This window comes from Chryseobacterium sp. Mn2064, assembly GCF_049319685.1.
GTDB lineage: Bacteria > Bacteroidota > Bacteroidia > Flavobacteriales > Weeksellaceae > Chryseobacterium.
On record NZ_JBMOUE010000001.1, the window covers coordinates 1,177,730 to 1,203,615 of the forward strand.

General features: G+C 33.1%; 25 protein-coding genes and 2 tRNA genes. 19 read left to right on the forward strand and 8 right to left on the reverse strand.

Translation table 11 applies throughout. The features are described from left to right. From ACL9RH_RS05060 to ACL9RH_RS05100, 9 genes are all read left to right on the forward strand, one after another. Entirely contained in the window at positions 1-837 is an 837-nt protein-coding gene (locus tag ACL9RH_RS05060; RefSeq protein ID WP_422692255.1) for a phytoene/squalene synthase family protein, read from the forward strand. A gap of 56 nt (positions 838-893) precedes the next feature. Next, positions 894-1,367, forward strand: coding sequence for an SRPBCC family protein (locus ACL9RH_RS05065; RefSeq protein WP_422692256.1), 474 nt, complete (start codon positions 894-896; stop codon positions 1,365-1,367). Then, positions 1,364-1,816: a sterol desaturase family protein gene (locus ACL9RH_RS05070; protein ID WP_291935058.1), complete on the forward strand. Its 453-nt coding sequence runs from the start codon at positions 1,364-1,366 to the stop codon at positions 1,814-1,816. Before ACL9RH_RS05065 ends, ACL9RH_RS05070 begins: the two co-directional genes overlap by 4 nt. After that, complete coding sequence (locus ACL9RH_RS05075) at positions 1,813-2,502, forward strand: lycopene cyclase domain-containing protein (protein WP_422692257.1); 690 nt, start codon at positions 1,813-1,815, stop codon at positions 2,500-2,502. Before ACL9RH_RS05070 ends, ACL9RH_RS05075 begins: the two co-directional genes overlap by 4 nt. Continuing rightward, positions 2,492-3,040, forward strand: a complete 549-nt coding sequence (locus ACL9RH_RS05080) for a lipocalin family protein (RefSeq protein WP_422692258.1) — start codon at positions 2,492-2,494, stop codon at positions 3,038-3,040. The genes ACL9RH_RS05075 and ACL9RH_RS05080 overlap by 11 nt, the downstream gene beginning before the upstream one ends. Before the next feature lie 25 nt (positions 3,041-3,065). Next, a complete protein-coding gene (gene ribA, locus ACL9RH_RS05085; RefSeq protein WP_422692259.1) occupies positions 3,066-3,656 on the forward strand; it encodes a GTP cyclohydrolase II in 591 nt (196 codons plus the stop codon). A 51-nt stretch (positions 3,657-3,707) separates the two neighbouring features. Further along, complete coding sequence (locus tag ACL9RH_RS05090) at positions 3,708-5,141, forward strand: SDR family oxidoreductase (protein ID WP_422692260.1); 1,434 nt, start codon at positions 3,708-3,710, stop codon at positions 5,139-5,141. Positions 5,142-5,341: 200 nt separating this feature from the next. After that, positions 5,342-5,641 carry a hypothetical protein gene (locus ACL9RH_RS05095; protein ID WP_422692261.1) on the forward strand — a complete coding sequence of 100 codons (300 nt, stop codon included), beginning with the start codon at positions 5,342-5,344 and terminating at the stop codon, positions 5,639-5,641. 713 nt (positions 5,642-6,354) lie between these two features. Then, positions 6,355-6,660, forward strand: coding sequence for a hypothetical protein (locus tag ACL9RH_RS05100; protein ID WP_422692262.1), 306 nt, complete (start codon positions 6,355-6,357; stop codon positions 6,658-6,660). Between the two features lie 781 nt (positions 6,661-7,441). Here ACL9RH_RS05100 and ACL9RH_RS05105 read toward each other — a convergent pair. Further along, entirely contained in the window at positions 7,442-7,864 is a 423-nt protein-coding gene (locus tag ACL9RH_RS05105) for a hypothetical protein (RefSeq protein WP_422692263.1), read from the reverse strand. A gap of 62 nt (positions 7,865-7,926) precedes the next feature. After that, positions 7,927-8,571, reverse strand: coding sequence for a hypothetical protein (locus tag ACL9RH_RS05110; RefSeq protein WP_422692264.1), 645 nt, complete (start codon positions 8,569-8,571; stop codon positions 7,927-7,929). A gap of 1,007 nt (positions 8,572-9,578) precedes the next feature. Between ACL9RH_RS05110 and ACL9RH_RS05115 the strand changes: the two genes are divergently transcribed. From ACL9RH_RS05115 to ACL9RH_RS05125, 3 genes are all read left to right on the forward strand, one after another. Beyond that, positions 9,579-10,154: a hypothetical protein gene (locus tag ACL9RH_RS05115; protein ID WP_422692265.1), complete on the forward strand. Its 576-nt coding sequence runs from the start codon at positions 9,579-9,581 to the stop codon at positions 10,152-10,154. A 7-nt stretch (positions 10,155-10,161) separates the two neighbouring features. Next, positions 10,162-11,697 (forward strand): lectin-like domain-containing protein, encoded by a 1,536-nt coding sequence (locus ACL9RH_RS05120; RefSeq protein ID WP_422692266.1) that lies wholly within the window; start codon positions 10,162-10,164, stop codon positions 11,695-11,697. Between the two features lie 158 nt (positions 11,698-11,855). Continuing rightward, positions 11,856-12,062, forward strand: a complete 207-nt coding sequence (locus ACL9RH_RS05125; protein ID WP_422692267.1) for an ArsR family transcriptional regulator — start codon at positions 11,856-11,858, stop codon at positions 12,060-12,062. Between the two features lie 108 nt (positions 12,063-12,170). Here the strand turns inward: ACL9RH_RS05125 and ACL9RH_RS05130 are convergent, their stop codons facing one another. Next, on the reverse strand, positions 12,171-13,142 hold the full coding sequence (locus tag ACL9RH_RS05130) for a LacI family DNA-binding transcriptional regulator (RefSeq protein WP_422692268.1): 972 nt from the start codon (positions 13,140-13,142) through the stop codon (positions 12,171-12,173). Between the two features lie 240 nt (positions 13,143-13,382). Between ACL9RH_RS05130 and ACL9RH_RS05135 the strand changes: the two genes are divergently transcribed. From ACL9RH_RS05135 to ACL9RH_RS05150, 4 genes are all read left to right on the forward strand, one after another. Then, the gene (locus ACL9RH_RS05135) at positions 13,383-15,800 is read left to right on the forward strand and encodes a TonB-dependent receptor (RefSeq protein WP_422692269.1); all 2,418 of its coding nucleotides are present in this window, start codon (positions 13,383-13,385) and stop codon (positions 15,798-15,800) included. An 82-nt stretch (positions 15,801-15,882) separates the two neighbouring features. Continuing rightward, positions 15,883-17,025: a glycoside hydrolase 100 family protein gene (locus ACL9RH_RS05140; RefSeq protein WP_422692270.1), complete on the forward strand. Its 1,143-nt coding sequence runs from the start codon at positions 15,883-15,885 to the stop codon at positions 17,023-17,025. Positions 17,026-17,059: 34 nt separating this feature from the next. Beyond that, positions 17,060-17,698, forward strand: coding sequence for a uridine kinase family protein (locus tag ACL9RH_RS05145; protein WP_422692271.1), 639 nt, complete (start codon positions 17,060-17,062; stop codon positions 17,696-17,698). 3 nt (positions 17,699-17,701) lie between these two features. Further along, positions 17,702-19,105, forward strand: a complete 1,404-nt coding sequence (locus ACL9RH_RS05150) for an MFS transporter (protein WP_422692272.1) — start codon at positions 17,702-17,704, stop codon at positions 19,103-19,105. Positions 19,106-19,516: 411 nt separating this feature from the next. On the opposite strand, the gene ACL9RH_RS05155 is transcribed toward ACL9RH_RS05150, so the two are convergent. Beyond that, positions 19,517-19,605 (reverse strand) — tRNA-Ala (locus ACL9RH_RS05155). Between the two features lie 1,079 nt (positions 19,606-20,684). Between ACL9RH_RS05155 and ACL9RH_RS05160 the strand changes: the two genes are divergently transcribed. Next, a tRNA-Ala gene (locus ACL9RH_RS05160) sits at positions 20,685-20,758 on the forward strand. Positions 20,759-20,966: 208 nt separating this feature from the next. Here the strand turns inward: ACL9RH_RS05160 and ACL9RH_RS05165 are convergent. After that, on the reverse strand, positions 20,967-21,146 hold the full coding sequence (locus tag ACL9RH_RS05165; RefSeq protein WP_422692273.1) for a YodC family protein: 180 nt from the start codon (positions 21,144-21,146) through the stop codon (positions 20,967-20,969). Positions 21,147-21,315: 169 nt separating this feature from the next. Beyond that, positions 21,316-21,996, reverse strand: coding sequence for a hypothetical protein (locus tag ACL9RH_RS05170; protein WP_422692274.1), 681 nt, complete (start codon positions 21,994-21,996; stop codon positions 21,316-21,318). Between the two features lie 464 nt (positions 21,997-22,460). Between ACL9RH_RS05170 and ACL9RH_RS05175 the strand changes: the two genes are divergently transcribed. Then, complete coding sequence (locus tag ACL9RH_RS05175) at positions 22,461-22,829, forward strand: hypothetical protein (protein ID WP_422692275.1); 369 nt, start codon at positions 22,461-22,463, stop codon at positions 22,827-22,829. A gap of 37 nt (positions 22,830-22,866) precedes the next feature. On the opposite strand, the gene ACL9RH_RS05180 is transcribed toward ACL9RH_RS05175, so the two are convergent. Next, entirely contained in the window at positions 22,867-23,505 is a 639-nt protein-coding gene (locus ACL9RH_RS05180) for a hypothetical protein (RefSeq protein WP_422692276.1), read from the reverse strand. A gap of 154 nt (positions 23,506-23,659) precedes the next feature. On the opposite strand from ACL9RH_RS05180, the gene ACL9RH_RS05185 reads away from it, so the two are divergent. Next, positions 23,660-24,232 carry a C40 family peptidase gene (locus tag ACL9RH_RS05185; RefSeq protein WP_422692277.1) on the forward strand — a complete coding sequence of 191 codons (573 nt, stop codon included), beginning with the start codon at positions 23,660-23,662 and terminating at the stop codon, positions 24,230-24,232. Between the two features lie 393 nt (positions 24,233-24,625). Here ACL9RH_RS05185 and ACL9RH_RS05190 read toward each other — a convergent pair whose 3' ends face one another. Continuing rightward, positions 24,626-25,813, reverse strand: coding sequence for an MFS transporter (locus ACL9RH_RS05190; RefSeq protein WP_422692278.1), 1,188 nt, complete (start codon positions 25,811-25,813; stop codon positions 24,626-24,628). Between the last annotated feature and the right edge of the window lie 73 nt (positions 25,814-25,886).

Genomic DNA, 25,886 nt, shown 5'->3' on the forward strand with positions numbered 1-25,886 from the left:
ATGAAAAAATTGTTTGATGAATTGTCTTACGAAGTGAGTAAGTACACTACGCAAAAATACAGTACCAGTTTTTCATTGGGAATACTGGCATTGAAGCCTTCCATCAGACCTGCTGTTTATGCTGTTTACGGGTATGTTCGCTTGGCAGATGAAATTGTGGATAGCTTTCATGGCTATGATAAAGAGAAACTTTTGAAGAGATTAAAGTCCGAAACCTATGAAGCGCTTGAAGATGGTATATCACTCAATCCTATTTTGCATTCATTTCAGGAAACCGTTCGTCAGTATGATATAAACAGGCAGCTAATTGATCAGTTCTTACACAGTATGGAGATGGATCTTCATAAAATTGATTATAATTCCGAATTGTATAAAGAATACATCTATGGATCTGCGGAAGTTGTAGGATTGATGTGTCTGCAGATATTCACAGAAGGTGACAAACAGCAGTATGAGAAACTGAAACCCTTTGCCATGAAACTGGGATCTGCTTTTCAGAAAGTTAATTTTTTACGGGATCTGAAAGATGATTATCAAATTTTAGGAAGAACTTATTTTCCGTTCCTGAATATGTCAGTCTTTGATAATACAGTTAAAACGCTGATTGAAAAGGAAATTGAAGAAGAATTCAAAGAAGCGTTGCAGGGAATTAAAAAACTGCCGGGCTCATCCATTTTCGGAGTATATCTAGCCTATAGATATTATCTTTCCCTTTTTGAAAAAATAAAAAAAACAAGCTCCCAGAATATATTACAGCAGAGAATCAGGATTGCTAACTCACAAAAGCTGCTGGTTGCTTTCAAAAGTTATATTCGTTACAAGTCTGCTTATTTCTAATTGTAGAAATCCGTTTGAAATGATTTTGTGAAGCGTTTAATAATCAATAAAAATAAATGATGTACAGATTATACAGAGAACAACAGCTTAGCTGCAATATTGAAAAGGCATGGGAGTTTTTTTCATCCCCTCATAATTTATCAGAAATAACCCCTGAGAGTATGGGTTTTGTAGTTCTTTCCGATGTGAAGGATAAGCCTATTTTTAAAGGAATGGAAATAGATTATACAGTCTCTCCTATATTGGGGATTCCCATGAGGTGGAAAACCATTATCAGCCAGGTTGAAGATTATAAAAGTTTTACAGACTTTCAGAAAAAAGGCCCATATAAGCACTGGAATCATTTTCATGAATTTATTCCTAATGAGCATGGAGTACTCATGAAAGATACGGTAGACTATGAACTTCCTATGGGATTTTTAGGTGAAATAGCTCATCAGTTATTTGTAAAAGAAAAGCTTAAAAGTATTTTCGATTTCAGATACAGGGTTTTAAATGATCTTTTTAACGATAAACATAATGAATCATGAATGTTCTGATTGTTTTGGGTGTGTTTATTTCTATGGAAGGAGCTACATGGCTTATTCACAGGTATATTATGCATGGTTTCCTTTGGATTCTGCACCGGGATCATCATGATCACAGCCATGATGGCCAATTAGAAAGAAATGACTGGTTCTTTTTCATTTTTGCAAGCCCGTCTATTGCCTTATTGTATCTGGGAGTACAACAGGATTTTAGTTATTGGTTTTTTATCGGTCTGGGAATAAGCCTTTACGGCATGGCCTATTTCTTTGTGCATGATATTTTTATTCATCAGAGGGCTAAGATTTTTACTAAAACAAAGAATCCGTATTTTCTTGCCATCAGACGTGCTCATAAACAGCACCACAAGCATCTGGGAAAAGAAGATGGAGAATGTTTCGGTTTTTTGTGGGTGCCTGTTAAATATTTTAAAATGTATTTCAATAAAAAATGATGCCTTATACTTACATATTGATTAACTTTTTTACTGTCATTATCTGCTTTTTGGCATCTTTTGACAGAAGAATACAGTTTAATAAGCTTTTTGGGAAATTTTTGCTGTCTTCCACCATTGTAGCCATTCCCTTTATTGCCTGGGATATTTGGTTCACGGCAAAGGGAGTATGGTGGTTTGATCTCAATTATACCTTAGGATTTAAAATAGCGGGACTTCCAGTAGAGGAATGGTTGTTTTTTTATTGTATTCCTTTCGCTTGTGTTTTTACTTATTATTGCCTTGAAAAGTATTTTAGTCTTGGCTGGACGAGTGCTTTTAATAATCTTATTGTATTTACTTCTTTTATTGTTCTAGGTGTTGTAGGGCTACTTTATTATGAAAAAATATATACATTGCTGACGGTAATTGTAACCATACTTACACTTTGTTATCTTCATTTTATTGTTAAAAAAGAATGGTTAGGCAAAGCCAGTTTTGTATACCTGGTTCTGATACCTGGTTTCTTTGCAGTGAATGGAATACTGACAGGCTCATTGATTCCTTCACCGGTAGTTAATTATAATCCTGATGATTTTTTAGGCGTTAGAATGGGGACAATCCCTGTTGAAGATGCCGTCTATGGTTATACCCAGTTTTTACTCAATATTTATTTCTTTAAAAAAATAACTGAAAATGAAAAATAGAATAATTCTTCTAGTCATATTATGCTTTGTGTTGTTAAATAGTATGACTTCCTGTTCGTCTATACCTGAGAAAGCTCAGCCTGTCAGACAATTTGATGTCAATAGGTATTTAGGCACATGGTATGAAATAGCAAGATTCGATTATTATTTTGAAAAAGATCTTGATAATGCAATGGCTCAGTATTCCCTTAATGCGGATGGAAATGTAGATGTAGTTAACAGTGGCTATAATTTTAAGAAGAACAAATGGGTATCAGTCAATGGTACTGCTAAATTCAGAGGAGATAAGGATGCTGCTGCGCTTAAAGTGAGCTTTTTCGGTCCTTTTTACGCGGGTTATAATGTCGTTGCGCTGGAAGATTATAAATATGCGTTGGTTGCAGGCAAAAACTTAGAGTATCTCTGGATTCTGTCCCGTGAGAAGACTATTCCTGAGAACATAAAACAAAGTTTTATATCTAAGGCTCAGGAGATTGGTTATGATACATCAAAACTTATCTGGGTAAAACAGGACAAAAAAAGCCCGTTTGATAAATAATTATATAAACTTAAAAAGAGAAAAAATGCTCAAAATACAAGCACAATCAAAAATACCTACAGATTATGGGGTGTTCACAGTATATGCATTTTCAGACAATGAGGAAGACTGGAGCCCTCATTTGGTTTGGGTTGCAGAGAATACAGATTTTAGTACAACCGTAAATGTACGTTTTCATTCGGAATGTATTACAGGAGAAGTTTTTCATTCCAAAAAATGTGAATGCGGACAACAGCTGGATGCTGCGATGGCATATATGTCTGAAAAGGGTGGAGTGATTATCTATCTTCGTCAGGAAGGAAGAAATATTGGGATTATCAACAAGCTCCGGGCTTATGAACTTCAGGAAAAAGGATTGGATACCGTTGAGGCCAATCTGAAACTGGGACTTCCGGCAGACGGAAGAAACTTTGATGTAGCTGTTGAAATGCTGAATGTTTTGGAAATAAGAAAGATTAATCTTCTGACTAATAACCCAGATAAGATCAAATCCATAGAGAACAGTGGAATCATTCTCAATAGTAGAATTCCTTTAGAAATTGATTCTAATGAAGTGAATGAAAGCTATCTTGTCAAGAAGAAAAAATACTTTGGCCATCTTTTGGAGAAGATATAAGAGTGTATCCGCAGGATAATGTTTTTTATGATCCATTTAAATTCAGATGCCATGGAAAAAATTTTGCTTACCGGTGCTACCGGATATATTGGAAAAAGAATGATCAGTGTTATTGCGGCACAAGGATATAAAGTCATATGTTGCTGCAGGGATGTCAATCGGTTTGAAACTGAAATGGATATCGATGACAAGCGCATTGAAGTTATTGAGGTTGACTTTCTGAAGCCTGAAACATTAAAGAATATCCCTAAAGATATCACTGGAGCATATTATCTGATGCACTCAATGAGTACTGCTGAAGATTATGAAGATTCCGAAAAGAAATGTGCCCGTAATTTTTCTGAATATATAGAAAAGACACAATGTAAACATATCGTTTATCTTTCCGGTCTGGTGAATGAAAAACAATTGTCAAAGCATTTAAGTTCCCGGTATCAGGTTGAAAAAATTCTGATGGAGGGCAAAATTCCTGTCACTGTTCTTCGGGCGGGTATTATTATTGGCTCAGGAAGTGCTTCTTTTGAAATTATAAGAGATCTTGTTGAAAAATTACCTGTAATGATCGCTCCTAAATGGCTTTATACGAAATGTCAGCCCATAGGAATTGCAAATGTCCTGGATTTTTTGATTTTCGTTTTATTTAAAGAACAGGCTTATCGCAAAGACTTTGATATAGGGTGTGATGATGTGCTCACTTATAAAGATATGTTGCTGAAGTTTGCCGAAGTGAGAGGGTTGAAAAGAACTATTTTTACCCTTCCGGTGATGACTCCAAAGCTTTCTTCCTATTGGCTGTATTTTATTACTTCAACCTCTTATAATCTGGCAAAGGCACTTGTGGGAAGTATGAAAGTAGAAGTTGTGTGCGGACCGGAAAGCTTATTACAGATTAAATCCATTACACAGATACAGCCATTTTCTTATGAAACTGCACTCCAAAGAACATTGGCAAAAATTCAGTCCAATGAAATCATCTCAAGCTGGAAAGACAGTTTTATCAGCAGCCGGAATGATTCAACTTTAAAAGAATATCAGGATGTACCTAAATATGGTTGTTTTACAGATCTAAGGAGTAAAGAGTATGACAGTAGGGAAGCCTGCGTGAATAGAATTTTCCAGCTGGGAGGTAATAATGGATGGTATGGGCAGGAACTCTGGAAAATAAGAGGTTTAATTGATAAAATTTTTGGCGGGCCAGGACTTAGAAGAGGGAGAAGGCATCCCTCAGACCTTAGAGAAGGAGATGCTTTGGATTTCTGGAGGGTTTTGTATGCGGACCGTAAAGAGGGTAAGCTGATTTTATTGGCAGAAATGAAACTTCCTGGAGAGGCCTGGCTCATGTTTAAAGTGTATAGAAATAAGATATGGCAGAAAGCTGTATTCCGCCCGAAAGGCCTGTGGGGGAGAATATATTGGTTTATGGTCCTTCCGTTTCATGGAATTATTTTTAAAGGAATGGTTAAAAACCTTGGGGGAGGTAAGTAGGCTGACATCAGTCGTAAAAACATAATCATCCTAGGCTTCCATGATAGAAAGAATTATACCTTTGAATATGAGGTCAATAGTTCAGTATGCAGTAATTTTTGTAAATGATAATTTGATATTTTAAGAAATTTTAACGTTTTGAATAATATTTTAGGCATAGACATTGTTTATTTATATACCAATTACTAAAATATTATATTATGAACAATTCAGATTATAACAAAGCGGAAAATGCAGTTAATGAAACAGAAAAATCTTTAAAGAATGCAGCGGATAATGCGAAATGGAAGATTAATGAATTAGCGGATAAAGCGAAAGATTATATCAATGAAAAAAGAGATAATGATCAAGAAGCAACGCAGCAGGACTGGTTAGATAAAGTGAAATCAAATGTTTCTGATGCATGGGAAGATATCAAAGATAAAGCCGATGAAGCATGGGAGAGTACAAAAGATGCAGCAGAAGATGTTAAGGCTGAATGGAGAAAAAAAACAAATTAATTTTTAAGACTACATACTACAAACTGTCCGAAGCTGATAAAGTTTCGGACAGTTTTTCTTGTATATAGTTTATTAATATACTTTTATGATTTATGTAAAATGAATGGGGTATAAAATAGTAATAGTTTCTTTTTTATCATTTTTGAACAGACTTACCATGCGATGATTAGAGAATTGATATTAATTTAAAAGCTGGTATATTTGTATAGTATTTATTAAAAGGAATTTTACCCTTATAAAAGAATTTATGACTCTTCTCTAGGAATTCGAGTCAGATAATAACACTTATCCACCTACTATCGAAGGCTTTAAATTATGGGTTTAGGGTGGAAATAAAGTTGATTATGAGAGTGTTCCTGATGAACCATATTGGGAAGGGAAAGAGAATGGAAGAACGGCTGAAAGTGCACTGTAAATTGATTTGCGATTATTGGCCATTAATGACGGATATTAATAGGAGAACAATAAAATTAATTCCATATATTAAAACAGATAGATTCCCTATATGAGCTGATGTACTTAAATCATTAATAAAAATATGGCTTTTGTTTCAAAATAAAAAATATCTTAACAGATACTTAGTATTAAATTTTCTAATTAAAACAATTTTATTTCTTCCCTTATCATCTTAGGATCAACATCTCGATCATTCTTAAAAGCAATAAAAAATCAGTAAAAATCTTTTCGGTACTACGAAAAGGTAGTGATTTTATATGATTTTTCTTGTTGAATTTTACATCACCAATAATCATAAAAATCACAGTTATGAATATCGAAAGAACAAAATTTATAGCCTGGATGGAGAGAATCATGGAAAGATTTCATGTGGTTTAAATATCTCTATGCAGAATGTTACCACCATAGCAATTGCCCATCGATTATCCACTGTGCGTCATGCAGATCAGATCGTAGTAATGGATCATGAAAAGATTGTAGAAAAAGGAAAACATCAGCAGCTGCTTGAAAAGAATGGCTACTATGCTAAACTTTTAGAATCTGATAGTGTCAAACAGTTATAGTAACTGATTAAAATAGCTGAGTTTTTAGGTATATTGGAAAATAAAAAATTAGTGTATTGAGTTAACTTTATGGATCAATAAAAAACAAGAGCGGATATTTTTGACCAAAAGATACCACAAAAATGCAGTTTTCCATAAACAGTGATGTATGTGGCATGCCCATTGTTAATGTTAAAAGAGGTTTTTTAAGAGAAAACTTGTTTAACACCACATCACTTTACTTATAATTCATTTTGAACTTTTGCCTCCCTATTGACACGGGAGGTTTTTTCATAACTAAAATAATAAATAATCCGAATAATTAATACTTATATCTGAACTGCTCTTTTAATAAAATTTAAGGTTTCCACATTTCCTGGGAAGAGATTAAAATGATAACACAAAATTATTATTAACCTAAAACTCTATTTTGAGAATTCCTAAAGACTTTAATAAGACATAACAGCTATTAGACTTTGTCTGTGCCGAGTGTATGCATCCAATGATTAAAGTCAACGTCAGATGGAATATTATATTTCTTTCGTAGTCTATTTCTCCTTATCTGTACAGCTCTTACAGTGACAAATGTATACTGAGAGATTTCTTTGGTAGAAAAATTCAAATATGCAAAAGCACAAAACTGTATTTCTGAATTTCTTATTTGAGGATCCAAAGTGGTGAGTTTAAAAATATATTCTGGATAAAGTTCCTTGAACAAAATTAAAAACTCGGGACTATTAACTTTAGCGAGAGTAATAAGTTCTTCAATTTTCTTAGTATTTACGTCTTCCAAGCTAATTTTTTAATTCTCATTTTCATCAATAATTTTGATCTGTTGATCTAATAAAGATCTATTCTGTTTTTTCCTGGAATAATAAAAAAATACGAAAAGCAAAGCTAATACAGATATAGATATGATAATATAAATATATATATTAATTGTTTGCTCATGTTCAATTTTATTCTTGCTTAATATTTCATCTAAAGCTATTTCAATCGCCTTTTGATTTTCAGTTTCAATGGAATCATGTCCTTTTTGATAATTAAAAAGATAATTATTTGCACGTTCAGGTTCCAAACCATTTTTTGTCAAATAATCTCCTATGACCTTATTTAAATGATTAATGGTTGCATAATCATTGAGCTCTCGAGCATTTTCATAAGCTTTATCATAAAAATAAATCGCTTTTTTCTTATTACCCTTAAAATTTTCAAGATCTCCCATTACTTCAAAAGTATAATGCAGATATCTTATATTATATTTTTTTAGGATAGCTAAGGAATTGTTTAAATATATGCCCGCTTTTTATAATCCTTATTCAATATCCTTTCTTCTGCTTTTTGGACATATGTAGTAGATAACATTATGCTGGCCTGTTTTTCATTAAATTCTTTCAGTAGGCTCTCTTGAAGTGCTAAATGTTTCTGTAAAGAATCCATTTGGTTCTGCCTTTGAAACAAAACAGATAAATTTTGGTGAGCCAGAAAAATATATCTATATCTTTCCTGTTTATCATCCAGTTTCTTTGAAAAAGTTAACTGTTTTTGAAATTCTTGTAATGATAGTTTATATATTTTAAGATTAGCATAGGCCCGTCCTCTAAGCCTTGCTACTTCAATAGTATAGTGTATGGAAGTTTTAAAATAGGGTTGTTTCTCCGCATCTATTAAATAGTTAAGTCCCTGCTTATATACTCCTATTTCTAGTAATGCTTTTGCTACGGATATATTGGCATCGGTAATGCCTTGCGAAATCTGATTTTTTTTTGAGATAGCTAAAGCTTTGTTGGCACTTTTAAGGGATTCCAAATATCTGATTTCCCTAAATTCTTTATCTGCTTTATTTAAAAGAGATTGAATTTCTATTTTACAACTTGAATTTACCTTAAAAACATTAGCTAAGAATAAGAACAATAATAGGTGAAATTTCATTTTTGCATTTTTAAATATTGATAAATTTTAAATAATTAAAATTTATATGTGTAATAAACCCGCTAACTATCAATACTGATGTGGAGGAATTATAAAAAAGAAAGGAAATAATTAATAATTTTGAATAAATTAAAACGAATTACAGCCTAGATGGACAACAAAATCTTGGCAATACTTATTCAATCATTATCAGCTAAAGATAAAATCACTCTTTAATATCAAAAAACTTGCCAAGTTTTAATAATTCTAAAGCTTAAAATGTATAATTTTAATTTGTTTCGGTTTATTTTGAGAATCTAAAATTATTAAATGCTAGGATCCAAATGATAGCATTACTACTTTTTAAGTCATTTCTTTTTAAGAAAATCATTTTAGAACTAGAGTATAAGTTCAGAAACAAGATTGAAATATTTTTATCCTAAAATCTTAAGCATGACAGTATAGAAAGAAATTCACTTTGTTTCTAAATATTTCTTTCAGTTTAAATACAGAAAATCTTTAAAGCAAGTGCACGTGTTTTTTTTGTACTTAATGATCTGCATTTGTTGTTTTTTAAACTCGTTGTATAATAATGTGTTATGTAATTGTGATATCTATGTGAAAGAGTTAAAAAGTAATTTTACCTAGAAATATTAATACTTTTGACCAATGATTTTAGTGATAGTTAAGATTTTATTTTCATTATTAATTTTATGTAAGTAAGTGAATTGACTAATGATCTTCCAGTAAAAAATACAAGGTAATTTATATTGTTTGAAAACTAAATGTAGTATATTTTTTTCTTCAACCTCCCTATAAAAAAACACAATCAACTATAAAGATAAAAGACAAATTAGGGAGGTTTTTATTTATATAAAACATTAAAATCAAAAGTAAGAAGATAAATAGTTATACAGAAATATATTTGTTAAGCAGGAAATCACCCACATAATTAAGACAAATTAAAATATCAGAAATAACATTTTAATGGCTTATAAAAGTCACAAATAATAATAAATTAGATTTTGATGAAAAATTTTATTTTACAAATTGCTTTCTTTTCAATCAGTTCTCAAGCATTTGCTCAAGTAGGGATAAATACAGCGTCTCCGGATAGAAGTGCAATGCTGGATATTTATAGCCAAAGTAAAGGGATGCTTATTCCAAGACTCAATAAAGTAAATAAAGAAGAAATTCCTAATCCAGCTCACTCACTTTTAGTTTATGATACTGATAAAAAATGTTTGAGCCAGAATATTGGTACACCTTCGATGCCCGATTGGTTTTGTATTAGTAGTAATGTTGCCAAAATATTCTATATGCCAAGCATTTCTTTCGACACCAGCCAGGATATAAATGGTGAAACCAAAGATTTATATGCTCTTTATAAAAATCAATTTGCATCTCCAAGGGCAAAAAGTACGAGTGCTCCATCATCAATTCCTTATTTCCCCTCGAGTACTGATATATACTATTATGTAACCGATGCTGATCCAAACGTATTCAGAAATATTTCAATTTCAGATTCTGGAGTAATGACCTATGATGTGAAAGGAACGGCGACTGATTGTTCATTTATTAATATTGTTTTTGTTGTAAAATAATTAAGCTATGATGCTAGATGCTAAAATTTTAGATTATAAAAGCTTCGTTTGTTTTTTGTTTTTTATTTTTTTCCAAAATGTGACTGCACAAAATCCGCAAGGAACAGGTTATCCATATTTCGTTAATTTTACAGAGGGATCACAACCTATGGAAGCATACAAAATAGTAACAAGTGGTATGCAGAATGATGCAACTTTTACTACTGATGGGTTAAGACTAACAAGAAATGTAACAAATATATCAGGAGGTGTTATATTGGCTGATAGGATATTTAACAGTAATGAAGGAATTAAATTCGAGTTTGAATATGCCATTTATGGTGGTAATTTAGATGGGGGAGATGGTATTTCCATATTTTTAGTAGATGGATCTATTCCTAAAACTCAACTTAACTTAGGATACTTTGGGGGAGGATTAGGCTACACTTATATTCTTAGAACACGCCAACATAATGGGAATTTAGAGGGATTGAGAGGGGCTTACTTAGGAATTGGTTTAGACGAGTTCGGAAATTTTAAAAATACATGGAAACAGGGAGACAGAACAAGAAATGGACTTAATACAGTATCTATAGCCAGCTTCCGAAGTAATGTAACACTAAGGGGTAAAAGAGGAAATAAATATATATCCCAAGCTGAACCCGCAGGTTACAATGGCTATCCTTTATTCTATAGCACAGCAACAAATGTAGCCCCCCTCAGTAATAATCGTTCAATATATTTAGATGTTAAGACAGGTAAGCATATAGCTATCAAAAATCCAAATTTTGAAAAATTTAATTTAGAAAGTGGGGGGAGCACTATACCTCAAAATGAAAATGATGCAAGATTCCGTAAAGCATATGTAACATTGGTTCCCAATCCTTTAGGTGGATTTAATATAACATTAGAAATACAACATGGTATTGTTAAAGAAAAAATAATTGATAATTATTATTATCCAACCAATTTAAAATATATAGAGAATGGAACAAAAAACAATGAGGTAAGATCTTTAGATACTTCTCCACCGGCAACTTTTAGAATTGGCTTTGCGGCATCAACAGGTGATGCTAAAAACATACATTTATTAAAAAACTTAGGAGTTACAAAACCTTTTGCTGCAGAAGTGACAGATGACTTATATTCAGGGTGTCCGAAAATTAGATCTATTTATTCACCGTTATTAAATGATGCCGCCTACTCATCAATAAATGGTCAAAACCCATCCAAACCTTCCTATGAAAATATTGATTTCAATTCATTCAGATTTTTAGATATAAATGGAAAAGTGATTCCGGATATAAAAGACGGAGCTTATATTTCAACAGAAGGGGTATGGACTTATTACTCAACAACCGGAAAGGTTTCTTTCAAACCAAATAACGGATTTATCGGCACAGCTAAAATAAGATATGATATTAAAGGAGGAGGTAGAGATGGCACAGAGGACCCATATAATCAAGAAGATTATAGGTCAATGCCCGGATTGATACAAATCAATATTTCTGGTTCTAACAATTGTAGAAAACCATGTGTTATTTCTAATAAAAATGTTACCTAAAAACTGTCTGAATAAATGAGTAGTATTTAATATAAAAATTTACAGATAATAATTTATATAAAGATTGGAAAAGTTTTACAGCTTTGAAATCCTGAAATTTTCTTCATTTAAATTCACTTAACAAGAAATCGTTATATCTAAAAATTATATCATAATTTATGAACCAATTGAATAACAGAAAACCTGCAAAAAAATGCTATGAGCATATTGGAGGAAAACTAGGTCAGCTTCTTTTAGAACAATTCATTGATAAAGGCTGGATTACTAAAGATAACCCTACTGACAGACATTACTATATTACTGAAAAAGGAGAAAAAGAATTTACAAAATTGGGTGTTGACCTTTCAAAAATAAAGTCGGATTAAAATAAGATCAATCCTATTTAACGTACTAAAAATTACTGTACTTTATTTCTCAGTATACAGATAGTAGGCAATTAGTTTTGTAAATCTTTTATCAAAACTTTCCCAATATTATAAATAATAATGTTGGGAAGATTTGTTTAAAGGATCAGTGTGCGAATTTTTGATATTGTCCATCAATTTTGTAGCCGCAAATGTTCCCATTTCATATCCGTCATTGATTAGATATTCATAATTTTCATCAAGATATTTAGGGAGCTTTCCTTCACTGATGACAACAATTTTTTTATTGGTATTATTTAGATTTCTTTTTATTAATGAGCTGTGAAGTCCCATAAGTGTCTCATCACTCATCGCAAAGAAGCCATCAAATGATTGATTATCTAACAATACATCTAATTTTTTCTTTACCAGATCAGCTGATTTACAGAAAATGGTGTAAAGATAAATTTCAGGAGATTTTTCAATTGTATTTTTGAAAGACATCAATCTGCTTTGGGTAATTTCTAAGTTTTCATCACCGAATATGGCCAGTATCTTTTGACATCCGTGATCGATCAGCTTTTCTGCAGAACGTTCAGCATTCTTTTTGTTATCAAAAGTTACAGATTCGAAAATATCTTGGTTCACCGTCTTATCAAAGATTATAGTGGGTATTTCCATTTCTCTTAATTTTTTTAAATGCTCAATATCCTTTGTTTCATTGGTCATGGAGATCAGAACTCCATCCACTCTGGAATTGATACAGGTTTCTATATGTTCTTTTTCAGTCTCAAAAGAATCATTAGAGGACAGGATGAAAAATCGGTATCCTTCTTTATTGAGAACAGATGAAATACCATTGATGATCGATGGCAGAAAAAACATAGAGATCTCAGGAACGATAAGCCCAATTACTTTAGAAGATTTCTTTCTGAAATTGATTGCAAAGTCATTAGGAATATAGTTAAAAGTCTCAGCAGCCTCTCTTACCCTGAGTTTTACGGAACTACTGATATCAGGATGATCTTTCAATGCTCTAGAAACTGTAGAGGCGCTAATGTTAAGCATCTCAGCAAGGTCTTTTATGGTTGTTCTTTTCATTTTGAATATTCACATCAATTATTGGGAGAAATAATGAATAATTATACTCATTTATTCTGTTAATAATTGTTAAATAATTACATCTTATTTGTTAATGAAACGTTAATTTAATGAAAAGTTTTCCACCGCAAACGATTGCGCAAACGGTTGATATTTTCAAACTGTTAACACTCTGTTTAAATTCATATTTGCTATCGTAAAAAAAATACTTTTGAGACATAACAAAAACTCATTTAGATTATGGAATCACAGGTAATAAAGAAACTACTGATTTTCGGTACAATGAACATCGCTGCTTTTATGTTTTCTCAGACGACAATAGCAGATACGGTATCTACCAGAAACAAAACAATTGATGAAGTTGTAATTACAGGAAATTCTAATCCTAAAGCTTCCATTAAAACCAGCACATCAATTTCTACCTTGAAACCGGCTGATATTATCAATTCGGCTCCAAGAACTACTGCTGAAATTTTCAGAACCATTCCAGGAATACGGGCCGAATCTTCAGGAGGTGAAGGAAATTCAAATATTACTGTGAGAGGAGTTCCTGTCTCTGCAGGTGGTTCAAGGTATCTTTTAATTCAGGAAGATGGGCTTCCGGTAATGCAGTTCGGAGATATTGCTTTTGGGACTCAGGATCAGTTTACAAGATTTGATACCTTTGTATCTCGTGTTGAAGCATTAAGAGGCGGTTCTGCATCAGTTTTTGCCTCCAACTCACCTGCAGGGATTATCAACTTTATAACAAAAACCGGTGAAAAAGAAGGTGGTAGTATCACTCAGCAGGTAGGATTGAATTATAAAAATTTCAGAACCGATATTGACTATGGAACACCTCTTGGCAAAGATTTTTATATTGGAGTCGGTGGTTTTTACAGGGGTGGAGACGGACCTAGAAAAACAGGATATACTTCCAATAAGGGAGGGCAGTTCAGATTATCTTTATTAAAGAAATTTGAAAAAGGAAGTATCCGTGTGTATGGTAAATATTTGGACGATAGAACGGCAGCTTATATGCCGATGCCAATCGCTGTTTCAGGATCAGATTCTCATCCGGATTACAGCTCTCTAACAAATTATAATATCTTAACCGGTGCTCTCCAGTCTTCTAATTTCAAAAATGATATTACCCTTGGTGCAAACGGACAAATCCTGAAGAGTGATATCCGTGATGGAATGCATTCAGTATCTAAGGCCGTAGGGATGGAGTTCAATTATGATTTTGGTTCAGGTTGGAAAGTAGATGCGAAAGCGAGGTATGCTGCCAATGGCGGACAGTTTTTAGCCCCATTCCCCGCTTCTGTAGGGAGTAAAGCTGAAATTTTAGAATCTGTTGCAGGATATGGAAGTGCAGTCTATGCAGGAACCAATACAGTAGTGGATAGCAATGCAAAATATATGAAAACCGTCCTGTTCAATACGAAACTGAATAATCTGAATAATTTTTTCAGTGATGTGAACGTCATCAAAAAATGGGATAAAGTAAAGATGAATGCTGGGGTCTATAACAGTTCCCAAAATATCAATCTTTCGTGGAATTGGAATACCTATCTGATGGAAGTTTCAGACAATAATGCGAGACTTGTGGATGTTTTGAATAGTACCGGAACTAAGATCACAGATAACGGACTTCTTAACTATGGGGTTCCTGCGTTTGGAGGTGTAAACAGAATTTACGATACCAAATATTCTGTCATTGCTCCACATGCTCAAATTGAAATCAATCCTATTCAAAATCTTACCCTGGATATCGGTGCAAGATATGATTTCGGAAATGTATCAGGAAGTTTTTCAGGAGTACATAATATCACAAAAGCTATTGATGTTAATCAAAACGGAACTCTGGAAACCCCTGAACTGGCAGTTGAAGTGGTAAACGGAACGGTTCCTGTTGATTACAAATATGGTATTTTCGGATATTCATTGGGAGCTAATTATACTTTGAATTCCCGTAACGCAGTTTTTGCAAGAGTAAGTCAGGGCGGAAGTGCTTCAGCCGATAGAATTCTTTTTGCAGGATATAACTATACCAATAATGATGATCCTGCTTTAGATGCTGTAAAAGTGAATAAACTAAATCAGATTGAAGTAGGCTACAAATTGAGAGGTTCAAACTATTTTCTTAATACCACATTGTTTCAGGCAAGAACGATTGAAGCCAATTACGAAGCTACCACTCAATTGAGAACAGAAAATAAATACGAATCATTCGGGGTAGAGTTTGATGGATTCTATAAATTTAATAAAAACTTTGATATCAAAGCCGGATTGACCTATACCCACGCTGAAATTAAAAATGCGATTGATCAAACGATCATTGGCAATATACCGAGAAGAACCCCGAAAGTGATGTATTCCTTTAATCCAAATGTGAATATTGAAAAGTTAAGCTTTGGTTTCTTTGCGGTGGGATCTACAAAAGCGTATACCCAAGACCGTAATAAACTGATTATGCCGGGATACATTATTGTAAATCCATACATTTCATACAGATTGTTGAGTAATTTAACGCTAAATGTCAATGCCAATAATGTATTTAATGCATTAGCGATTACAGAAGCAGAAGAGGGAACTTTACAAGGTACGAATGGAATCATCAGAGCGAGAACACTTCCGGGAAGGACTTTCGGAGCGAGCGTGAAATTTGATTTTTAATAATGAACAATAGATGTCAGATTATTACGGATCGTAATTTAAAACAAAATCATTTGATATAATTAATTCTACTAAAAAAAATATGTTTACAAAAGAAGCCTTACACGTTATAGAACAGGCCGTTTCTGAACAGGGAATTCTTGCATCTTGCGAGCAAAAGGACAACTATGCAAGAGTCTGGTCAAGAGATTCTATGATGACAGGAATTACAGGAATTCTGATTCAAAATCAGCTGATTGTTGATGGTTTGGAAAAATCAATAAAAACTTTGGTGGATCATCAGACAGATAACGGGCAGATTCCTTCCAATGTGTATGGAGAAAAGGCCAGTTATGGGACGCTTGTTGGAAGAACTGATGCAACGATTTGGTGGATTGTCGGAGCTTGTGAATATTTGATATATTCTAAAGATAAAGATTTAAAAGAGACCTTAAAAGATAAAATCTATAAAGCCTTTGAATGTCTGAAAACTTGGGAGTTTAACCAAAGAGGTCTTATATATAGCCCATTAGGTGGAAACTGGGCAGACGAATATGTTACCTCAGGGTATGTTTTGTACGATAATGTTCTCCGGTACTGGGCTCTTAAAAATGCAGCGGAAATATATCAAGATAAACAATTGAAATCTTTAGCTGAAACTACTAAAAAACTAATCGAAAATAATTATAGGAAAAATAATTCTGATGAATGCAGATACCACCCAACTGCCTATCAGAAAGCGAATGAAAAACCGTACCTATGGGCATCACTAAATGCCAATGGCTATGACGAACGCTTCGACCTTGCAGGAAATGCTTTGGCAGTCCTTTTAGGATTTGATGTAGATCTCGATTCTTTCACTCAGTTTTTAGAAAAAGTAAACAAAGAGTTTAATCATTGGATGCTTCCAGTTTTTTATCCAATCATCTTCCCAAAAGATACTGATTGGAACTTACTTGAAAACAATTACAGCTATGACTTTAAAAATAGGCCCTATCAGTTTCATAACGGAGGTTCCTGGCCAATTTATCTTGGATGGCTTTGTGTTGGGTTGAAAAGAAGGGGGTACCTTGAAATTCCTGAAAAGATTGTCGCTCAATATGAGAGTCTTCTCCGTGAAAAAGGAGCAAGTTTCAAAGAATATTATTCTACAGATCATTTAATTCCTTCAGGAACAGATCAATTATGTTTTTCAGCTTCCGGATATCTTCTGATGAAGTTGAATGATGCTGACCAAGAAATATAAACAAAAACTATTTAATTTTATAACAGATTAAACAATGATTGGAGATGTAATTAATTTGGAGCAAAGACATTTGGATACCGCAGAAAGCATTTACAGAATAATAAAGCAGAATGAAAAGAACACTGAAAAATGGACTGTAGGAATCTGCGGAGAAAGTGGAAGCGGAAAATCAGTCACAGCATTTGCACTGAAAAAAATTCTGGAAGAGAAAGGAATCAGAGGTTATGTGATTCAAATGGATGACTATTTTAAGCTTCCACCCAAAACGAATCATGAGAACCGCCTAAAAAGTATTGATAATGTAGGATTACAAGAAGTTCAGTTAGACTTGATTGAGCAAAATATAAAGGAATTTAAAGATGGAAAACTCTGTATTGAAAAGCCTTTGATTCATTATCAGGATAATTCGATCGCTCAGGAAATTATTGATATTGAAGATGTTCAGGTATTGATTATTGAAGGGACTTATATTTTGAGTATTCATGAGTTTGACTTCAGTATTTTTATTGATCGTATTTACAAGGATACCTACGAAAAGCGAATGGAAAGAAACCGAGATGAACAAAGTGATTTTATTGAAGCAGTATTGGAAATTGAACACGAGATTATCCGCCGTTTCAAAGAGAAAGCAGACATTGTGCTAGGTAAAAACTATCAAATTGTAAAGCCATAAATGATGAATAAAAAAATAATTCCTAAGCTTAATTTTTGGCAGATCTGGAATATGAATGTTGGTTTTTTCGGGATTCAATACAGCTTTGGGCTTCAGCAAACTGCTGTTAATCCTTTGTATTCTTTTTTGGGAGCTCATGCTGATCAGCTGCCGATCCTTAATTTGGCAGGTCCTGTTACAGGATTATTGATACAGCCGTTGATTGGAGCAATAAGTGATAAAACCTGGAGTGTGAAATGGGGGCGAAGAAAACCTTTCTTTTTATTGGGTGCAATATTCTGCAGCTTGGCTTTATTTGTTTTTCCATTCAGTTCTTCAATTTGGATGGCAGTAGGACTTTTATGGATCTTGGATGCCGCAAACAATACCGCTATGGAACCTTACCGGGCGTTTATCGGAGATAAGCTACCTGAAGAACAACAGACCTATGGTTTTCAGATGCAGAGTCTGTTTGTAGGAGGCGGAATTACATTGGCTAATCTCTCTTTATTTGTTTTTCAGAAATATTTTGGTGGAAGCTCAGAATCCGGAGGTATTCCTGCATGGGTCTATTACTCGTTTTTTTTAGGATCTTTCTGTTCCATTGCTTCCGTGGTTTGGTCCGTGTATAAAACTCCCGAAATTCCACCAACTGAGGAAGAATTGGTAAAGCTAAAAGCAGAGAAAGAAAACGATACGGTTTTCACGCCGTTCGTTGATATTTTCACAGCTATTGTGAAAATGCCTAAAATCCTTTGGCAATTGGCGCTGGTCTATCTATTTCAGTGGTATGCACTTTTTTGCTACTGGCAATTCATAACACCGATGATCAAGCAGACTTTGTATAAAGTTTCTGAAACTGATGAACAAAGAGCCAATCATTTTATTGAACTTTCAAAAGATGGACTGTCAGTTTCTCAAAGTGATCTGTTCTGGGCAAAAAATATCCAGAATTTGGTAGAAACAGCGGTAGGACAAACAGGATTAATGAATGGTTTCTATAATTTTATTACAATGATCTCAGCATTACTCTTAATTCCTTTTGCACTCAAATATTCTTCCAAATATGTGTACGTATTTTGTCTTTTTGCTACCGGAATATCTTTATTGATCTTACCCAACATCCATAATGAATATCTGATCCTGTTGCCGATGGTTCTTTTTGGAATAGGGTGGGCTGCCATGATGGGATTACCTTATTCGATGGTTTCTTCATCGATACCTGCAGAAAAAAGGGGTGTTTATATGGGGGTTATCAATATGATGATTGTCATTCCTATGCTTATACAAACGCTTACTTTCGGAACAGTGTATCAATATGTATTAGGCAGTAATCCGTCTTACGCCATTTCAGTCGCTGGAGTGTTATTTCTTTTGGCTTCTTATTTTGTAACTCGAATTAAAGTAAACAAATATAATGTGGTATAAAGTTAAAATTGAAAGTGAAAGTGTAGAAGATTCCTATAGACTTCTTATATTTGAGAATATTATTATATGCTATAATATTTATTAAAAGAACACTTCGATCCCGGGTTTAAAATGCGTTCAAACCTTTTAATTCAAATTTTAGTGATAATCATGTTAAAATCTTTTTTAATAAGACTGCTATCTATGATAGAAAGCTAGAGACTATAGAACGATTGGGTGTTTGATATTTCCCCAAAAAGTCGAATTTGGAGGGAAAAGTTTTCAAACACCTAAAATGAATATTGTTGCTCATTGTATACTTATACTTTATAAAATCTTGGACATAGGATCTTGCTGTGACATAGCGGGTATGAATTCCTTTGGAATATTCTTTCTTTATAACCAGAACCCTGATTTCTTCATTTATACCAGTGGAGAATACGGGATTCGAACCCGTGACCTTTTGACTGCCAGTCAAACGCGCTACATGAAATACTTAGAAGCTATTGCAGAATTGCGTTGTTTTTTGCTAATTTAGTATAAGACTCTATCTTATTAAATGATCGAATGATCTTTTACTTTATCTTCTTTTAATACCTCAAGTTTGTATTCCTTTACTTAGCTTTTTCACCCAAATACAACAAAAGGGCTTCTCAAAGATAGCTATCAAACACTAGTTTTCCAAAATATAAGAACTATTACGGAAAGCCGTATTTTATCTTTACCCAGGTAATATATTTTTGCATCAAATATATCATTCATACATGAAAAAAATAATTTTACTATAGATTTTTATTACAGTTTATTCTCGCGAAAGGTCTAATGATACAATTTCTTCAGACTATTCTGATAGCTGTTCTTATAATAGGCACACTTTACACATAGGTGAAAAGGGAAGGCTGCTATTAATTAAAGTATAACTCATATGTAATTTGAGTTTTTCATAGTTATTACATTTATCCTCAGAAAGATCTGGGGATTTTTGTTTTATCAGTTTTACAATTTACTTATTTTAACAAAATTATATTTTCGTCCACTCACATATTAAAGCCATCATAAAGAATTCATTAAACTTTATTTCCTTACCATCTTTACGTATAAATTCTATAGAAGACTGTTGCGAACCTCTTATTATCTTAATTTCATGTAGAATCCTAATTCCTTGGCCATATGAAGTATTCTTCAAAGCGTCTATAATAGTAAGGATGATAAAGTTCTGGAATGTGAATTTCATTCTTCTAAAATACTGTTATTGTTAGTAAACCAATTGTGGATTTCCATAATTAGTAAAGCAACTTGTTTCTGCGGATTAGATGTTGTATGTATTGCAATTGCATTTCTAAATAAGGTATAATTTCTCAAAAATGAGGGATTTCTGTTAGTAATTTTAACATATTTAATAGATAAAAGCCCTTATGCATTTTCTTTCAAAGCTTTCAAAATTACATTTATTGTCACATATCTCTTTTTATATTTTTCAGATAAACAATAACTTACATTATAGTGTTATGAAAATGGGAAATAAGTTTCATAAAAAGTAAAGAAAATCCTTGTAAATACCGATTAAATACTTATTTTTGTAACGCTTTAAGCAAAAAATGGGGGATTGGCGCAGTTGGCTAGCGCGTTTGACTGGCAGTCAAAAGGTCACGGGTTCGAATCCCGTATTCTCCACTGTGGCAAACCTTTTTCAATAGAGGGTTTGTCATTTTTTTTGTCTTATAATTGCATTAATCGTGTACTAGATCGTGCACCAGATAATTAACAAAATATATTTCCAAAAAAGCTAGAAGAATTTGAAAGGAAACTTTCTGAGCATATTGTTAAAAGAATATTAAAATGATATGTGAATACATAAAAAAGGCCCTGATAAAGGGCTTTTTTATTTTTCTCTGTCATATTTTACCAATGTATCTTTATGAAAGTGACCAATCTGTAAAAGTTCCTGTGAAAACCATACACATTCATAGTAGCCGTCACCCTTTGCCGAAGCACCATTAATGGTCATTATTGTTCTCGCATCCGATTTTAAATAAACTGTATCTCCAATTTTGAATTCCATGTGATCTGATTTTGAATTTAACTCAAATATAACGAAATAGACCACTATCTCCTTATTATTACCTCTCTTTTTATAATATTTAACTTACTGAATTTATGCGATTCTTATATAAAAAGAAACCCGCTGTACGAATTCGTCACAGCAGGCTATATGAAATCAGATCGTTTTATTATTGCGTTCTGGAGCGGGCGATATTGATAAGGTAAACAAGATGAGCATACATGCTTCTTTTTACTGATTCTACTTTTATATCTCCGGTTGTCTGATTAATAGTAGTAGTAATATCGGTATTACACTGACCACCAAAGCTCCCACTTCCTAAATAGTTAGCGAGATTTGTGTTATAGGTAATTCTGGGATAATCCGGTGGGGTTTGATTACCTGTAGAGGTTGCTGATACAAGCCCTTTATTGTCAACATATCTTGCAGTCCAGCTTCCTAGAAATTGACCGTTTCCTGTATTAATTCCCTGTCCTACAACAATTTGTGTTTCCACAGGATTCGTAAATCCTGCACAAGATGTATAATGATTCAGAGAAACAGTGCATGAAGAAGCGTTATCTGTAGGTTGGAAACATTTTCCTTCATATATGGTAAACCGCTGCTCAGCGGATGACATTGAAGTATTAAGCAAAGCTTTCGGTGCAAAAATTTCCTCAGGAGAAATCAAGGTCAAAACTCCCTGAGCATTGGCCGCTACAATTTTATTGTCAGGGTTTGAAAGTGCTCTTACCCTTACCAGCCCGTTAACATCTAAAGTTTGTGTAGGAGAGGTTGTGTTAATTCCTACTTGTGCATTTATACTCCCACAAAATGCCAATAAGGACAATGCAAATGTCTTTGTTTTCATGTTATAATTTGAATAAGTTTATTTTTTTCACTAAGGTAAGAAATATCCTGTAAAAAGGAATAATAATTTACTTTAAAATGAAATAAAGTAATATTATACTTAGAAATAAAAGATTATAGTAATATTTAAATTAAAAAATGGCGAAAAGTGATCACAGTATTTGGGTTAAAAAAAACTTAAATAAATTTTAAAAACAAAGATGTCTTTTTATGAAATTTTCAAAATAACTCAAAATTTCCACATCTTAAATTTGTTTGAAAAATATTTGTATTTTAGCAGGAAAATGTTGTTTTTTAATAAACATATTGACCACTAATTAAAATTCAGATAATTTGAAGAAAAAATTAGTAGATTTGCACGGAACAAAAAATAATAAATATTAAATACTATTCTTTGTGTGTCATTTTTCAGAAATGAAAAACAGAGAATAACAGGGATTTTTAGGTTATAAAACTACTGAAACTATGAAGAAATTTTTTTTACTTTTTTTAATGGCGTTTTTATTTATCGGTTGTAGCTCCAATGATGATACCATTTATGATTATGTAGGAACGTGGTCTGGTACTTATGACGGAAGCGATAAAGGAGTCTGGAATATTGTAGTGGACACCAACGGTAAAGTGGTGGGAACAATGCATTCCGATGTAAATCAAGAAAACTATAACATTTCCGGAAATTTAAGTGAAACAGGAGATCTTAATGCATCAGTAGGACTTCCTTCAGAAGGAGACTTCAAAGGAAAACTGGGAACAGATAAAAAAGGAAGCGGAAATTGGTCCAACTCAATTCCAACGCCTGCAAGATCAGGTTCATGGAAAGGAGAGAAAAAATAAAACAAAAAGTCTGCAGTAATCTGCAGACTTTTTTATTTTACACAAATCCCATATAAATTATTTCATCCTCTTCACTTTTCAACGCTAGAAAGTAGAGCAGAACAGCATCTTCAGAAAAGTGTTTCTTAAAATCTATTTTTTGTGATGAATTCAGAACTATAGTTTCTTCTGCGAATTCAGTAGTATAATTTTCAAAATCCAGTTTTATTGTTAAAACGACAGCTTTATCTGCTTTATAATCTTTTTTCAGATATAACGTTTGATTTTCAATGACAATATCTGACGGTATATTCTTTATCTCTCCAAACTGGAATGCCTTTAATAACTTTTTCCCTTCCGAAGTCTTCAATCCGTTTTCTACATTTCTTTTTCCTCTTTCAGAAACGATATCCAGATCTTTTATTTCGGTCATCACCTTGGCAAACTTCTGGTAGAGGAGGGGATCGCCCGCGTTTTTGATGTACCTCTCAAGACTTTTCCTAATCGCTTTACCGATTTTAGAACAATGTCCGAACTCCGAACTGTTCTGGCGTACCTTTTCGTAAGAAGGGTTTTTCTTAAAAGCAGCTTTATTGAATCCACTTTTCTTCCGAACCACATTCTTTCCGTTCAGATTATAAAATACCAAATCGCCCACAGATCCTGTGATCTTGATTATACTTTCATAGGTTGCCATATCTTCAAAATAGAAATCAAAGATACCAATAAATACTTGAAAACAAAATTTTAACATATATTTATCATATAGTTGTAGTATAGTTATAGTATTATTAAAATATAAAATGTATATTTGTCATAAGTTTTGTTAATTAATTATAAATCAGAAGAGTATGGGAACGGAATTATTTCAACAAAAAATTAAAATAAAACAGATTGTTGTTGTACTGGCAGCTTCTGTTTTTGTAGTTTCCTGCGGTTCATCCAAAAGTGCTTCCGCAAGTAAAAACTCGAATTCGAAGAACATTGCGAAATCTGAGAATCTAAGAAAACTGGATTCGAAATTTGATGGCAAAATTTCCAGATCCATCAACGATATCTTAAAGGATGCTGAAAAATACATGGGTACCCCTTATAAATTTGGGGGCAATACTTCCTCCGGATTTGATTGTTCTGGTTTTACGGTAAAAGTATTTGAAGAAAATGATTTCAACCTTCCCCGAAGATCTTCTGATCAGGCTGAAGCCGGAAAAAATATAGACATCAAAGAAGTGAAACCCGGAGATTTATTATTTTTTGCAACCGCTGGAGGAAGCCGAGTATCTCATGTGGGAATTGTTCACGATATTGGGCCGGATGGTGAAGTTAAATTTATTCATGCGTCTACTTCAAAAGGAGTTATTATTTCGTCTCTGAACGAAAAATACTGGAATAAAGCCTATCTTCATGCTCAAAGGGTTTTGTAATATAAGCCTTGCTCCATTGATCCTCATAGAAATTGAAAAACCAAAGTTTCACCTTTATTAAAACAGGCAAAAACGGTTAAGGTCTTTTATAATAACATCACCATTATTAAATGATCGGGAAACTATGTGGAAATTTTGACCACAGATCAGAAAAATATAATTATTACAGGTCTTTAAAAAATTTGATTGAAAAAGTATATTAAAAAATGATGGAGTTTAAATTTGCGAAGAGAATAATAACTGTAAAATACATTTTGTATTCAATAAGAGCAAACTTTAGTCAAAACCTAACAGATAATTTGTACTCTTCATAAAATGATAAATACGATAAAATAAAGACAACCCTTCTTTCGAGAAGGGTTGTCTTGGAAATATCATCTTTCTGATGAACAGTTAAATTTGTTCACAGACAGGGGGGGCAAAATCATTTTGTTCTTCATTTTCATCTTCTTCAATCTTTTTTGGGAAAGAAAAGAAACTCAGAACAAATGTAACGCTAAGAAGTAAAACGCTTACTGAAAGAATATGCTGGACTCCATAATAGGAACTAACAATTCCTCCAAGAAATGCACCCAATGAAATTCCAATGTTAAAAGATGATGTGAGTAAGCTATTAACGAATTCCAATGCATGATGAGGAATATGCTGTGTGGTACGGATATTAGAAACTAAAAATCCTCCGGTATGGATCATTCCCCAAAGAGAAACAATAATAATCATAGGAATAAAAATACCTCCCAGAAAATAAGCGAAAATTTGTACTGTAATTAATAGCAGTAAGAAAAGCCTTGTTGTGAGTTGTACATTTTTATGTAAAGCAATCCCGATCAGCCAGTTTCCAAGTGTTCCCATCCCTCCGAAAAGGAGAAGCATAATACTGATTTGCGCTCCATCCATTTTGGTTATTTCTTCAAGATATGCAGTAAGATAAGTATAGCTGGAAAACATAGCAGCTAATGTACCGATGGTAGAAATAAGGTTAATCCATAAAAAAGGATTTTTCAATAGGGTTAATTGATTCTGTGAAGACTTTTCTTTTTCTGCCGGTAGAGAAGGAATAAAAAGTAATAATCCAATAAATGCAATCAAGCTGATTATACTGCTTAGGAAAAAAGAAGCCTTCCAATCATGAAAGAGATCAGCAGCATAGGTCGTCATCGGAATACCGAGAACAGTTGCAAGACTAAGTCCGAGCATTACGGTAGATACTCCTTTTGCTCCTTTTTCTTTAAAGGCAATGGCAATGGAGATATTCCAGAAAAGCGGATGCAATACAGCCGGTAGTATACGGGCAATCATGAGCATGGTGAAGTTGGTGGAAAAAGCAGATAACACATTGGAAAGGACAAATACGCTCATTACAAGACATAGAAGCAGCTTTCGGTTTATTTTAGTTGTGAAAGATGTGATAAAAGGTGATGAGATAGCAACGGTTATGGCAAAAGCACTTAGCAGCCAACCTGCTGTATCTATGGATACTCCGAATTGACGGCTGATGGTAGGAAGGATACCAACAACTCCGAATTCGGTAGTGATAATGCCAAAAGCTCCCAAAGCCAGGACATAAATTGAATTTTTCATTAAATCTTAAATTTTTTACGTAGCAAATTTGGACAGAAAAAATGTAAAAAATCAGTATAATTTAATGATAAAT